This is a genomic window from Mycobacterium sp. NGS67 (assembly GCF_059812185.1).
Genome location: NZ_JCALCF010000009.1, coordinates 20,319 through 33,347, shown reverse-complemented (window position 1 = coordinate 33,347; position 13,029 = coordinate 20,319). Strand labels below are relative to the sequence as shown.

13 protein-coding genes are annotated in these 13,029 nt (G+C 70.1%); 5 read left to right on the top strand and 8 right to left on the bottom strand.

The annotated features are described in order from the left end of the window. Positions 1-17 precede the first annotated feature (17 nt). Both AC5Y4D_RS10510 and AC5Y4D_RS10505 read left to right on the top strand, forming a co-directional pair. Positions 18-803: an S-methyl-5'-thioadenosine phosphorylase gene (locus AC5Y4D_RS10510; RefSeq protein WP_500037128.1), complete on the top strand. Its 786-nt coding sequence runs from the start codon at positions 18-20 to the stop codon at positions 801-803. Then, entirely contained in the window at positions 800-1,831 is a 1,032-nt protein-coding gene (locus AC5Y4D_RS10505) for an NAD-dependent epimerase/dehydratase family protein (RefSeq protein WP_500037127.1), read from the top strand. The genes AC5Y4D_RS10510 and AC5Y4D_RS10505 overlap by 4 nt, the downstream gene beginning before the upstream one ends. Here AC5Y4D_RS10505 and AC5Y4D_RS10500 read toward each other — a convergent pair. Further along, positions 1,828-3,381, bottom strand: coding sequence for a DUF7937 domain-containing protein (locus AC5Y4D_RS10500; protein ID WP_499944433.1), 1,554 nt, complete (start codon positions 3,379-3,381; stop codon positions 1,828-1,830). The genes AC5Y4D_RS10505 and AC5Y4D_RS10500 overlap by 4 nt on opposite strands. A 434-nt stretch (positions 3,382-3,815) precedes the next feature. On the opposite strand from AC5Y4D_RS10500, the gene AC5Y4D_RS10495 reads away from it, so the two are divergent. The 3 genes from AC5Y4D_RS10495 to AC5Y4D_RS10485 are packed head-to-tail and all read left to right on the top strand — an operon-like array spanning position 3,816 to position 7,217. Further along, complete coding sequence (locus AC5Y4D_RS10495; protein WP_499944274.1) at positions 3,816-5,882, top strand: DUF7159 family protein; 2,067 nt, start codon at positions 3,816-3,818, stop codon at positions 5,880-5,882. Positions 5,883-5,910: 28 nt separating this feature from the next. Continuing rightward, the gene (locus AC5Y4D_RS10490) at positions 5,911-6,561 is read left to right on the top strand and encodes a glycosyltransferase family 2 protein (protein ID WP_499944275.1); all 651 of its coding nucleotides are present in this window, start codon (positions 5,911-5,913) and stop codon (positions 6,559-6,561) included. Then, a complete protein-coding gene (locus AC5Y4D_RS10485; protein WP_499944276.1) occupies positions 6,558-7,217 on the top strand; it encodes a TIGR04282 family arsenosugar biosynthesis glycosyltransferase in 660 nt (219 codons plus the stop codon). The genes AC5Y4D_RS10490 and AC5Y4D_RS10485 overlap by 4 nt, the downstream gene beginning before the upstream one ends. A 6-nt stretch (positions 7,218-7,223) precedes the next feature. Here the strand turns inward: AC5Y4D_RS10485 and AC5Y4D_RS10480 are convergent, their stop codons facing one another. From AC5Y4D_RS10480 to AC5Y4D_RS10450, 7 genes are all read right to left on the bottom strand, one after another. Continuing rightward, a complete protein-coding gene (locus AC5Y4D_RS10480) occupies positions 7,224-8,573 on the bottom strand; it encodes a hypothetical protein (protein WP_500037126.1) in 1,350 nt (449 codons plus the stop codon). Positions 8,574-8,579: 6 nt separating this feature from the next. Next, on the bottom strand, positions 8,580-9,662 hold the full coding sequence (gene menE, locus AC5Y4D_RS10475) for an o-succinylbenzoate--CoA ligase (protein ID WP_499944279.1): 1,083 nt from the start codon (positions 9,660-9,662) through the stop codon (positions 8,580-8,582). A gap of 68 nt (positions 9,663-9,730) precedes the next feature. Beyond that, the gene (locus AC5Y4D_RS10470; protein WP_499944280.1) at positions 9,731-10,039 is read right to left on the bottom strand and encodes a DUF3349 domain-containing protein; all 309 of its coding nucleotides are present in this window, start codon (positions 10,037-10,039) and stop codon (positions 9,731-9,733) included. A 60-nt stretch (positions 10,040-10,099) separates the two neighbouring features. Then, positions 10,100-10,369: a hypothetical protein gene (locus AC5Y4D_RS10465; protein WP_499944281.1), complete on the bottom strand. Its 270-nt coding sequence runs from the start codon at positions 10,367-10,369 to the stop codon at positions 10,100-10,102. After that, positions 10,366-11,601, bottom strand: coding sequence for an inorganic phosphate transporter (locus AC5Y4D_RS10460; RefSeq protein WP_499944282.1), 1,236 nt, complete (start codon positions 11,599-11,601; stop codon positions 10,366-10,368). Before AC5Y4D_RS10460 ends, AC5Y4D_RS10465 begins: the two co-directional genes overlap by 4 nt. A gap of 119 nt (positions 11,602-11,720) precedes the next feature. Next, positions 11,721-12,107, bottom strand: a complete 387-nt coding sequence (locus AC5Y4D_RS10455; RefSeq protein ID WP_499944283.1) for a VOC family protein — start codon at positions 12,105-12,107, stop codon at positions 11,721-11,723. Between the two features lie 13 nt (positions 12,108-12,120). After that, positions 12,121-12,993: an SDR family oxidoreductase gene (locus AC5Y4D_RS10450; RefSeq protein ID WP_499944284.1), complete on the bottom strand. Its 873-nt coding sequence runs from the start codon at positions 12,991-12,993 to the stop codon at positions 12,121-12,123. Positions 12,994-13,029: the final 36 nt, after the last annotated feature.

Here is a 13,029-nt window from a genome sequence, read left to right as displayed (position 1 = left end):
TGCCCGACAATGGGCGAATGCTCGGAGTGATCGGTGGCACCGGCTTCTACACGTTTTTCGAGTCCTACACCCGCACGGTGTCGGTGGACACCCCGTGGGGCCGGCCCAGCGCACCCCTCACGATCGGCGCCGTCGGCGGGCACGAGGTGGCGTTTCTGCCGCGGCACGGCGCCAAGCACGAATTCTCGGCGCACACCGTGCCCTACCGGGCCAACATGTGGGCGCTGCGCTCGGTGGGGGTGCGGCGGGTGTTCGCACCGTGCGCGGTCGGCAGCCTGGACCCCGAGGTCGGACCGGGCACGGTGGTGGTCCCCGACCAGCTGATCGATCGCACCAGCGGCCGGGCGGACACCTACTTCGATTCCGGCGGGGTGCACACCAGTTTCGCCGACCCGTACTGTCCGGCGCTGCGGACGGCGGTCACCGGACTGCCCGACGCCCCTGATCTCGTCGACGGCGCCACCATGGTGGTGATCCAGGGTCCCCGCTTTTCCACCCGCGCGGAGAGCCGGTGGTTCGCCGCGGCGGGGTTCCAGCTGATCAACATGACCGGCTACCCAGAGGCGATACTCGCCCGGGAACTCGAATTGTGTTACGCGTCAATCGCTTTGATCACCGATGTCGATGCCGGCGTGGAGGTGGGAGAAGGCGTGACCGGCGTGGACGTGTTCGCCGAGTTCGAGAAGAACATCCCGATGTTCAAGGGGCTGGTGCGTGCGGCCATCGGCCGGGTCGCCGCCGAGCGCACCTGCACGCACTGCCGTCGGCACGCCGGGGTCCCGTTGCCGTTCGAGTTGCCATGAGGGTGTTGCTGACGGGAGCGGCGGGGTTCATCGGCTCCCGGATCGGAGCCGCGCTACGGGCGGGCGGTCATGAGGTGGTCGGGGTGGACGTGCTGCTGCCCGCCGCGCAAGGGCCGAACCCGGTGCTGCCGGAGGGTTGCCATCGGGTCGACGTCCGCGACGCCGGCGCCCTGGCCCCGCTGCTGGACGGCATCGACCTGGTGTGTCATCAGGCCGCGATGGTGGGGGCCGGGGTGAACGCCGCGGACGCACCCGAATACGGCGGCCACAACGACTTCGGCACGACGGTGTTGCTGGCGCAGATGTTCGCCGCCGGGGTGTCGCGTCTGGTGCTGGCCTCGTCGATGGTCGTCTACGGCCAGGGCCGGTACCGGTGCCCGCAACACGGATCGGTCGACCCGTTGCCGCGCCGGCGCGCCGACCTGGACGCCGGCAGCTTCGAGCACCGCTGCCCGCAGTGTGGGCAACCGGTCACCTGGCAGCTGGTGGACGAGGACGCCGCGCTGCGACCGCGCAGCCTGTATGCGGCCAGTAAGACCGCGCAGGAGCACTACGCACTGGCCTGGTCGGAGGCGACCGGCGGTTCGGTGGTCGCGTTGCGCTACCACAACGTCTACGGTCCCGGCATGCCGCGCGACACCCCCTATTCGGGGGTGGCGGCCATCTTCCGTTCGTCGCTCGAGAAGGGTGAGGCCCCACAGGTTTTCGAGGACGGCGGCCAGATGCGTGACTTCGTCCACGTCGACGACGTCGCCGCCGCGAACCTGGCCGCGGCCGGCGTCGACCACGGCGGTTTCGTCGCCGCCAATGTCTGCTCCGGGCAACCCATTTCGATCCTGGAGGTGGCGACCGCGTTGTGCGCGGCCCGCGGTTCGTCGCTGGTGCCCGCCGTCACCGGCCAGTACCGCAGCGGGGACGTGCGCCACATCGTCGCCGACCCGGCCCGGGCCGCGGATGTCCTCGGGTTCCGGGCGGCCGTGCCGCCCGCCGAGGGGTTGCGCGAGTTCGCGTTCGCGCCGCTGCGTTAGGACGGGTTGTTGGGCGGCCGATAGATCTTCGGGCGCGGCCCGGTCTGACCCGGACGGAAGATCCGCGGTGACGGCCCCGGCCCGGACAGCACCGTCGTCGGCGCGTCGTGCCCGCCACCGGGGACGCTGAACTGGGTCGTCCGGGCTTCCGACGGCGGCGGCGGCGGACCGCCGGGACGGGTCGGGATGGGCACGGGCGGCCGTGTCGGCCCGGTCGATCCGGTGGCGGGGCGCTGCTGCCGGCGCGGCCGGCGCCGCGGTTTGCGGATGCGTCCGGCCACGATCACCGCGAGGAAGGTGCACAGCGCGAGCCCGCACAGCGTCACGTCGAAGGTGCTGGCGATCTGCTGCGCGAGGTCGTTGCCGTAGACGGGGTTGACCGAGACCTGCTCGAACCGGGGAGCCAGCACGACGCCGAGAATCACCCGGGAGATCATCAGGGTGAACACCAACCCGCTCAACCAGACCAGCAGCCGCGATCGCAGTGCCCCCTGGGCCAGCTTGGTGCGCAGCCACCACGCCAGCGCCCCGGTGGCCAGGTCGAACGTGGCCAGCGTCACGGTGTCATAGCGCGAATACGGATAGTCCAGCATCACCGCGACCACCAGGTCGGTGATTCTCATCAGCATCGACCCCAGGCACCAGACGACGATCAGCGTCAGGCTCTTGCGGATCGCGGTGCGCCAGATCTCCCGGTCGGCGCGCGTCTGGGCGGAGCTGAACAGGGCCAGCGGCGCGAACAACGCCGCGGCGCCGGCCCACGCCAGGAAGCCTTCGTAGCCGACGCCGGCCGTCGAGGTGTTCTGCGCGATGCCGTGGAATGCGTCGATCTCACGACCGACCGGCAAACTCCACACCAGGATCCCGGCGAGCAGCGTGGAAGTGCCCAGTGCCAGCGTCGCGAGCCGGGAGCCGTGGGTGTTGCGCAGGACCCACCGCGAGGCGACCAGGACGGCGGTCAGTGCCACCGCCCCGTACACCAACGCCGTCAGGATCACCGTGGTGTTGCGGGTACCGAAGGCTTCCGACCCGTTGATGCCCTGCAGGGCGTACCGCAACCGCCAGCACAGGTTGAAACCGGCGCTGAGCGAGGCTCCGAACATCGAGGCATATCCGAGCAGTCGCGCCGCGCGCAGCCACCGGTGGTAGCGCTGCTCGTCGGTGACCGGGCTGGTGAGCACCGGTTGTGCGCTCAACAGCGCGCCGGCGAACCCGAGCCAGCCGCCCGGGCCGACGCCGCCGGGCACGTGGACCTGACCGCCGAATTTGATGGATTGGATTACGTCGAACCCGATGAATCCCGCGAGCAGTAGGAGGTAGGGGATGTTCAGGCTCAGCCGCAGCCGCGCGGCGGTGACGGGGTCGAGTCGCAGGAACGACGTCAGGGCCGCCGCCAGCGACAGCAGCGTCACCAGCCCCAGTAACCCCCACAGCAGCGTGCTGCTGCCCGGGATGCCCAGCCCGAAGTACAGGTTCCACGGGAACAGCGGCGCGAGGACGAGCAGCACGGCGGCGATCAGGTCGCGGATGGTGTTGCGTCGCTTCGTCAGAACTCCGGGCGCCTCGGGCGCCGTTCGCGCGGCCGGCGCAGACCCCGGGCCGGCAGCCGCCCGTTGCGTGCCCACGATGGGGCCGGTCGGCGTTTCGTCGCTACTGACGCTCACGAGGCCCCCAGGGGTCGAGGTCGGGTGCTGCTGGCGCGGGTCGGTCGTGCGGCAAGGGAACCCCCTGCCGGGGCCACTGCGTTGTTCGGTTTGCGAACATATTCTCCATTCGGACGAGGCGGCAGTGGCTGTGAGCAGGTTATGAAGACCGTTGGGATCCGCACTGAGCGTCCCCGCCGGTTCGGAATCCGGTTACGCTGCGCTCATAGGGAAGGAACCTTGTCGCCCGAAATGACGAATATTGCCTGACGGTATCGCAGTTTAATTATGCCGGGACATTGCTGGTTGTGGGGTAGCCAGCTCGAAGGAGAGAGCCGCAGATGGACGTCGTGTTGGGGGTGGCGGTCACGGGCCGGGTCGCACGCCTGGCCCTAGTCGACGCGGCCGCCCGCGGTAACGAGGTGATCGATCAGTATTCGGTCGATCTCGCCGGAGACCCGATCAGAGCACTGACTGACACCGTGGTCGGCACCCATCGGTTGCTGGCCGGCGAGGGACACCGGCTGCTCGCGACCGAGTTGAATTGGCTCGACCGGTACCAGGTCGACCAGCTGGCGCAGGCGCTGGGCTACGCCGGCGTGACGAATATCCAGGTGATCTCCGAGCCGCAGGGGTTCAGGGGACGCCCGGGAGTGGGGAGTGCGGTCGCCGCGGCGCTGCTGTTCGGCAGTCAGATGAGGAGTCCGTCGGCATCTGCCGATCCGGACGCGCCGCCAACGATGATGGGTTCCTCGCCAATGGACGGCGGTTACGGTCCGGGAGCCGACGCGACCATGGCGGCTCCGGCCGTGTCGCCGGATGCGACCATGGCGGCTCCGGCGCTGGGGGACGGCGGCGGCTACGGGCCGACGGGTTCGGGTGTCGATCAGTCGGTGCCCGGGGACGGCGGCTTCGGGCCCGCCGGCTCGACCATGGCGCAACCGGCGCTTCCCGGCGACGGCGGCGGGTCGGCCGGCTCGGGCGTGGACCAGTCGGGGCTGCCCGGAGACGGCGGATTCGGCTCTTCCGGCGGCAGCGGCGGGTATGGCTCGCCGATCGAGAACCCGCATCTGCCTGCGGATCACGGCGGTTTCGGACCACCCGGCTCGGGCGCCGATCAATCGGCTTTTCCCGCCGACGCGACGATGGCGGCGCCGATCTCGGGCGACGGCGGTGGCAACTCCGGCCAGGGTGTGACGTCGGGTGATCCGACTCTGGTCTCGTATTCGCAGTCGTATCCCGATGGGGGTGTGTCGTCGGGCGACCCCGGTCTTGCCGGCGACCCGCACGGCCATGCGTACTTCCACTCGGGTGCCCCGGCGGGTGACCCCGGTGTTCCGGGGGACGCGACCGCCGTCATGCAGCCCGCCGACGGCGGGGCGCCGGCATCGGGGGACGAGCAGTTGGCGTACTCGCAGGCCAGCGAATACGACATCCTGCCGGTGGACACCGACGGCATGGACGACTACGGCGACGAGTACGGCGATGAATTCGACGACGGGTTCGACGAGGACGATCCCGACGCCGCCGGCAGCCAACCCCAGAGTCTGCGGCGGTTGCTGATCAGCAACGCCGTCGTGGGCTTCGCGGTCCTGGGTTTTTCGTCGTTGGCGGTGGCGGTCGCGGTCACCGTCCGTCCGACCGCGGCGTCCCTTCCGGTCGAAGGCCATCAGAACGCGCAGCCGGGCAAGTTCATGCCGCTGTTGCCGACCGAGCAGCAGGCGCCCGTGCCGCCCCCGCCGCCCGAGGCCCCGACGGTCGGGTTCCAGGGCGGCACCGTTCCCGCTGTCCAGGTGCCGCGACAGCAGACCTCGCCCGGGGCCCCGGCCGCCCCGATCCCGAATCAGGTGCCGGCCGCTCCGGTTCCCGTCCCGGTGCCGGTCATCATTCCGTACCCGGGCTGGCGGCCGGGCATGCCGACGTGGCCGGTGGCGACGCCGACGACCCCGCCGACCACGTCGTACACCACCCCGTCCACCACGCCGCCGACGACGCCGCCCACCACCACCACGGCGGTCACCACCCCGCCGACCACCACGGCGGTCACCACCACGCCGGCCACCACGCCGCCGACCACGCCTCCCACTACGACGGTGGTCACCACCCCGCCGACCACTCAGGCACCGCGGACCACGACGATTCCGCCCACGACGGTCGCCCCGACCACCGTGGCTCCGACCACAGTCGCTCCGCGACCGTCCACCGCCGCTCCGCAACCCACCCAGGCCCCGACGCAGCAGACGGTGGCACCGCCGACCCAGGCGCCGCAGACTCAGGCGCCGGCGCCGCGCACCCAGGCGCCGCAGACCCAGGCACCGGCACCGCGCACCCAGGCGCCGCAGACCCAGGCGCCGCGCACCCAGGCCCCGCAGACCCAGGCGCCGCGGGTGCCGAGCGGTCCTCGGTGAGCTGATCCGGGGGGATCAGGGGTCTGCCGTGTCCGACGTGACGGTGGTGCTGCCGTGTCTGAACGAGGAAGAATCCCTGCCGGCAGTACTGGCCGCGATTCCCGCCGGCTACCAGGCGCTGGTGGTTGACAACAACAGCACCGACGGCACCGCGCAGGTCGCCGCCCGGCACGGCGCGCGAGTGGTCGCCGAGCAGCGACCGGGTTACGGCGCGGCGGTGCATGCCGGCGTGGAAGCCGCGACGACGCCGATCGTCGCGGTGATCGACGCCGACGGCTCGATGGACGCCGGTGACCTGCCCCGACTGGTCGCCGAACTGCAGCGCGGCGCCGACATGGTGACCGGCCGGCGCCGCCCGGTGCCCGGCCTGCACTGGCCGTGGGTGGCGCGCGTCGGCACGGTGGTGATGAGCTGGCGGTTGCGCACCCGACACCGCCTACCGGTACACGACATCGCGCCGATGCGGGTGGCGCGGCGCGATGCGTTGCTGAATCTGGGCGTCGTCGACCGACGGTCGGGGTACCCGCTCGAACTGCTGGTCCGCGCCGCCGCCGCGGGCTGGCGGGTGGTCGAACTCGACATCAGCTACGGCCCGCGCACGGGCGGCAAGTCGAAGGTGAGCGGGTCGCTGCGGGGCAGCATCACCGCGATCGTCGACTTCTGGAAGGTGATTTCGTGACCTTGCCGGTCACCGTGCTGGTGGTGGCGAAAGCGCCGGAACCGGGCCGCGCCAAGACCCGGTTGGCGGCGACGGTCGGCGACGAGGTCGCCGCGCACATCGCTGCCGCCGCCCTGCTGGACACCCTGGACGCGGTGGCCGCGACGCCGGCGGCCGCCCGGGTCGTCGCGTTGACCGGTGATCTGGACAACGCCGCCGGCGCCACCGACATCCGGCAACGGCTGGGGTCCTTCACGGTCATCGAGCAACGCGGTGCGGACTTCGCCGAGCGGCTCGCCAACGCCCACGCCGACGCCGGCGGAGACGCCCCGGTGCTGCAGATCGGGATGGACACCCCGCAAGTGAGCGCCGGGTTGTTGGCCGACTGCGCCCGGCGGCTGCTCGAGCCGACCGGGGTGCTCGGGCTGGCCCGCGACGGCGGCTGGTGGGTGCTGGGACTACCCGACGGCACCTCCGCGCACTGCCTGCGCGGGGTGCCGATGTCACAATCGGACACCGGCGAGCTGACTCTGAAAGCGTTGCACGACAACGGCATCGACGTGGCACTGGTGCAGCAGCTGGACGACGTCGACGTCGTCGACGACATTGCCACGGTGCGCCGGGCCTGCGACCCGCAGAGTCGCTTTGCCCGCGTCACCCGGACGGCCGGGCTGTGAGCACCTCTACCAGTTGGTGAAGACGACGCTGTTCAGCAGCAGCGCCCCGGCGGCGTTCACCGCCAGCCACCACCGATGCGACCGCACCGGCAGCAGCGCCGGCGCGGCGGTCAGCCAGATGGTGAACGGCAGCCAGATGCGCTCTGTCTCGGCCTTGCTCAGCATGCTGAGGTCGGCGCAGACGATGGCGGCCAACGCCGCCAGCAACAGCAGATGCACACCGGAGCGGCGGCGGACCGCGGCCCGGTCGAATACCCGGCTGATCCCGGCGACGCTGCCCAGGCCGATCGCACAGACCGTGCACGCCAGATTGCCCCAAACCCAATACTGAAACGGCCGGTCCTGGGCGACGCCCTGCCAATAGCGTTGCTGCACAAGCTCATAGCCGTCGAACCAGAAGAAGCCCGCCAACGCGAACGTCGCCGCCACCGCCACCGCGAGCAACGCCGGTCCCAGAGCCCGTATCCAGGCACGCCGATCCGGTGCCGAAATCAACACCGCCAGCGCCGGCAGACCCAGCAGCACCAGTCCGTAGCTGAGGAAGACACTCCAGCCCAGCAACACACCCGAGGCTGCCGCCACCAGTGCGGGAAACCGGGCCGCACCGTGCACCGCCACCGCCAGCAACGCGATCCCCCACGCCGCGACCCCGGCGAAATAACCGTCGGCCGACACCACCACCCAGATCGCCGTCGGCGCGACGGCCACGAACGGCGCCGCGCGGCGGGCCAGCTCTTCGTCGGCCAGCACCCGCACGGCCACCAGCACCGCTGCCGCCGCGCTGGAACCCGCCAGCAGACACAACAGGCCGGCCCAGGCGCCGCCGTGCAACCCGATCCGGTCGAGCCAGACGAACGTCAGCAGCGCACCCGGCGGATGGCCGGAGACATGGGTGGCCCACGAGTGCGGCTGGAAATCGAGGATCCGGCCGGCGAACGTGCGCAAGGTCGCGCTGATGTCGCCGACGCCGGGCACCTCGGCGAGGTATTCGTCGCGGGTGGTCAGACGGCCCGCGAAACCGCGTTGCCAGCCGTCGATCATCGCCAGCGAGAACGCCCACGCGCAAGCAATCGCCCAGCTGCCCACGGTCAACGCCCGCCACGAAAGACGTTGTGCCACAGCCGGACCCCACCACACGACAACGGCGGCAATCACGATCGCCGGGACCGTGCCCCAGCCGACGTGGGCATCCCAGTAGCCGAAAATCGGCGTGGCGCCGGCGCGGGTGCCGAACCGGTCCAGGCCGGTGTCGCGGCGCGGGTCGATTCCCCAACCGATCCGCGGCAGCACGAACGCGGCGGTCACGAGTATGACCGCGGCCGTCACAGCCAGCACTTCCCGCCGTGCGATTCTCACGAAAGATCAGCCTAGAGAACCGAACCGCTGCATCAGGGCCACTCGGTCGACCTTGCCGATGCCCCGGCGCGGGAGTTCCTCGACAAAATGCAGGTCGCGGGGCGCGGCGGTGAGGTCCAGGGTCTGTGCGACGTGGGCTCGCAGCGCGTCAAGTGTCGGCGCCGGCGACCCCGCGCCCAGCACGATCGCGGCGACGACCCGTTGGCCCAACCGATTGTCGGGGACACCGAAGACCGCGCAGTCGGCCACCGCCGGGTGGGTGCGCAGCGCGGTCTCGACCGGATCCGGCAGCACGGTCAACCCGCCGGTGCTGATCGCGTCGTCCACCCGGCCCAGGACGGTAAGCGCCCCCGAATCGTCCAGCGCGCCAAGGTCGTCGGTCACGTACCAGCCGGGTTCGGCGAACGGGTCGGGGTCCACCGGATTGCGGTAACCACGGGCCAGGGTGGCCCCGCCCAGCACGATGCGGCCGTCGGGGCGCACCCGCAGCCCCACCCCGTCGAGCGGCACACCGTCGTAGACGCAACCTCCCGCCATCTCGCTCATGCCGTAGGTGCGTACCACGGTGATCCCGGCGTCGGCTGCCGCGTCGAGCACCGGCCGCGGCGCCGGTCCGCCACCCAGCAGCACCGCGTCCAATTCGGCGACTGCCGCGGCGGCCGCGGGATCTGCCAGCACCTTGGCCAACTGCGCGGCCACCAGCGACGTGTAACGCCGCCCGGATCCCAATCGCCGTACCGCAGAGGGTAATTCGCCGATGTCGAAGCCGGCGGATACGTCCAATTCGACGGGTGCGGCACCGGCGATCACACTGCGGACCAACACCTGCAGGCCGGCGATGTGATACGGCGGCACGGCCAGCAGCCAGCGACCGGGTCCGCCGAGGCGCCGGTGGGTGGCCGCGGCGCTCGCGGTCAGCGCGCCGGCGGTCAGCAACGCTCCCTTGGGAGGTCCGGTGGTCCCCGACGTCGTTACCACCAGGGCGATCTCGTCGTCGATGTCCTCGCCGACCCGCAGGGCGCGCGCAACGGCATCGGAGCCGGGCTGGTCCGGCACGACGACGAGCGCGGGTTGCCGTCCGTCGAGCACGCGTTGCAGGACCGGCAGCAGCAGGGCGCTGGCCGAGCCCGGCGGGACGCGCAGCGCCCCCAGGACGGCTATGCGTGGTCTCCGTTGTCGCGGGCGTCGTCGAGCGGCCAGCCGCTGGCGGCCAACCGGGTTCGGACGCGTTCGACGTCCTCGGGTGCGGGCAGTTCGTCGGTGAGTTGCGTGATCGCCACGCCGATGTCGATGTTGTCGATGTTGAGTTCGCCACGCCGCGTCAATTCGGTTGCGACGGTCTTGATTTCGTCGTTGGTGAGCCGACGCGCCAGCAACGCCAGTACCGCGAACGAGTCCGTCGGCGGAATGCCATCCGGATATCCCGCACGCAGCCACGAGACGATCGAGCTGAGGAATCGGTTCATTGTGCGATCAACTTACCCGGCGGAACGGTGCCGAAAACTAGGTCGACCGGGGTTGCGGTGTCACGGCTTGGCCCCGAGGAACGGATAGTGGGTGTGGTGGGCGATGAAGTCGCGGGCGATGAAGAGGACCCCGAGGATGACGACGGCGACGACAAGCGCATAGATCAGCCAGGCCAGCGCCACCGACAGCGGATGCTGCTTGCCCGCATCGCCGCTGCCGGTCGACTGCAGTCGCACCCCGAGAGCGAAGAAGCCCGGCAGCGCTGCGCCGGTGAGCAGGCTGAACACCAGGATCTTCAACGTGGCCGCGTAGTTGAACCAACCGTTCATGAGGCGTTCCTCGCCGGTATCTGGCCGTCGGCGCCGAACTCCGGTGCCGAGGTATCCGGGTCAGCGCCGGTGACCGCCGCCGGCGTGGTATCGACCTCGAGTCCGGCGGTGAGGTTGCCTTCCCAATCCTTGTTGACGTTCTTGTGGTCGATTTTGACCTTGCGCGACTGCCGGTAGATGGCCGCGGAGATTCCGATCAGCAGGCTGAAACCGATGATCGCGCCCGGGTAACCGCCGATCAGGTGCACGATCCAGTAGGTGAGCGCTCCGACCAGGCCGGCCAGCGGCAGCGTGACCAGCCATGCGGTCGCCATCCGGCCGGCCACGCTCCAGCGCACCTCGCCGCCCGGCTTGCCCAACCCGCTGCCCATCACCGAGCCGGTGCAGACCTGGGTGGTGGACAGCGCGTAACCGAAGTGCGCGGACAGCAGAATGACTGCGGCCGAGGACGATTCGGCTGCCATGCCCTGCGGTGACTTGATCTCGACCAGGCCCTTGCCCAGGGTGCGGATGATCCGCCAGCCCCCCAGGTAGGTACCGGTCGCCATTGCCACGGCACACGCCACGACGACCCACAGCGGCGGTACCGTTGCCGCCTTGCTGACCGCTCCGTAGGAGATTAGCGCCAGGAAGATGACGCCCATCGTCTTCTGCGCGTCGTTGGTGCCGTGGGCCAGCGAGACCAGCGACGCCGAGCCGATCTGGCCGCGCCGGAAGCCGGCCTCGGTACGTTCGGTCGGGACACCGCGGGTGATGCGGTACACCAGCCAGGTGGCCAGCGCTCCGATGAAGATCGCCAGGAGCGCGGAGACGACGGCCGGGATGATCGCCTTCGATATGACGCCCTTCCAGATCACCCCGTGCCCGCCGACGGCGGCGAGCGTGGCGCCGACGATGCCGCCGATCAGTGCGTGCGAGGAGCTCGAGGGGATGCCGAGGAGCCAGGTCAGCAGGTTCCAGACGACACCCCCGACCAGGCCGGCGAACACCAGCTCGAGGGTCACGATGTGCGAGTCGATCAGACCCTTGGCGATGGTGGCGGCGACCGCGGTGGACAGGAACGCCCCGATCAGGTTCAGCACGGCCGACAGCGCTACCGCCACTTTGGGCTTGAGCGCCCCGCTGGCGATGGAGGTCGCCATGGCGTTGCCGGTGTCGTGAAACCCATTCGTGAAGTCGAAGGCAAGCGCGGTGATCACGACGATGATCAAGAGGAACAGCTGCAGGTTCACAGGGCCTGATTCTGGTGGTCGGGGCATTCCCATGTCGAACGATCGACGAGGGGAAATGCAGGAATATCGCGAGTCGTCGCCAGATGTTACCTGTCAGTTCACCGTGGGTTCGTCCGCGCTCACTGACGGGTGTCGGTGCGCAACGGATGACCGCTGGGCACCTGGATGAAGATCAGTGTGACGCCGTCCGGATCGGTCACATGCATCTCGTGCAGACCCCACGGTTCCTGCCGCGCTTCGCGGGCGATCGGCACGCCTCGGCTGATCAGTTCGGCCTGCGTCGCCTGCAGGTCGCGCACTTGCAGCCACAGTGCGCCGGGGAACGGTCCCCGGGAGTGGTCGGGTTCGTCGTAACCGGTCAGTTCGAGCAGCGACTGCCCGGCGAAAAACACTGTCCCTGCGCCGTATTCGCGGGCGATCGCCAGGCCGATCTCGTCCCGGTAGAAGCGCAACGAACGCTGGTAGTCCGCCGGACGCAGGAGCATCCGGCTCGCGAGGATCTCCATGTCCTCGTGTCTATCACGAGCCGCGCCCCTGCATCAGACTGTTGACCCAGCGAGGGCCCACGGTGTTCAGTGCCTTGGCCGCCAGCGCCATCCGTGGCGCGATCCGCACCGGCCGGGTGCGGGCTGCGGTGATCATCCACTCGCCGGCCTCGGTTGACGTCAGCGCGGGCAGCCCCTGGTAGGCCTTGGTCGGGGCGATCATCGGGGTGGCCACCAGCGGGTAGTACAGGGTCGTCGAGTGCACGCCCTTGCGGCCCCACTCGGTCTCGATGATCCGGCTCACCGCCGAGAGGGCGGCTTTGGAGGCGTTGTAGACCGCGAACAGCGGCGATGCCTCGGACAGCACGCCCCAGGTCGAGACGTTGATGATGTGACCGTCGCCGCGCTCGATCATCCCGGGCGCCAGCCCCCGGATGAGCCGCAGCGGCGCATAGTAATTGAGCACCATGGTCCGCTCCACGTCGTGCCAGCGTTCCAGCGATTCGGCCAGCGGCCGGCGGATGGAGCGGCCGGCGTTGTTGATCAGGATGTCGATCCCGCCGATACGTTCTTCGACATCGGCAACGAGGGCGTCGACGGCGTCCATATCCGAGATGTCGCACGGCATCGACAGGGCCGTCCCGCCCGAGGTGGTGATGCGCTCGGCCAGTTGGTCCAGCAGGTCCCGGCGGCGCGCGACGACGACGACCGTGGCGCCCTGGTCGGCGAACTGCTCGGCGGCCGCTTCCCCGATGCCCGAGGATGCGCCGGTCAGCAGGATGCGTTTGCCGGCCAGGTCTACGGGTTTGATGACGGGCCGGTTGAGCAGTACCTGGGGGGCCGCGGGCGGGCGCATGCTGGCCAGCACCAGCTGATCGGATAACCGTCGCAGGGGACTCTTGCTCACGTGCGGAGTCTAGGTCGGGCGCCCTTTTGCCCGAGT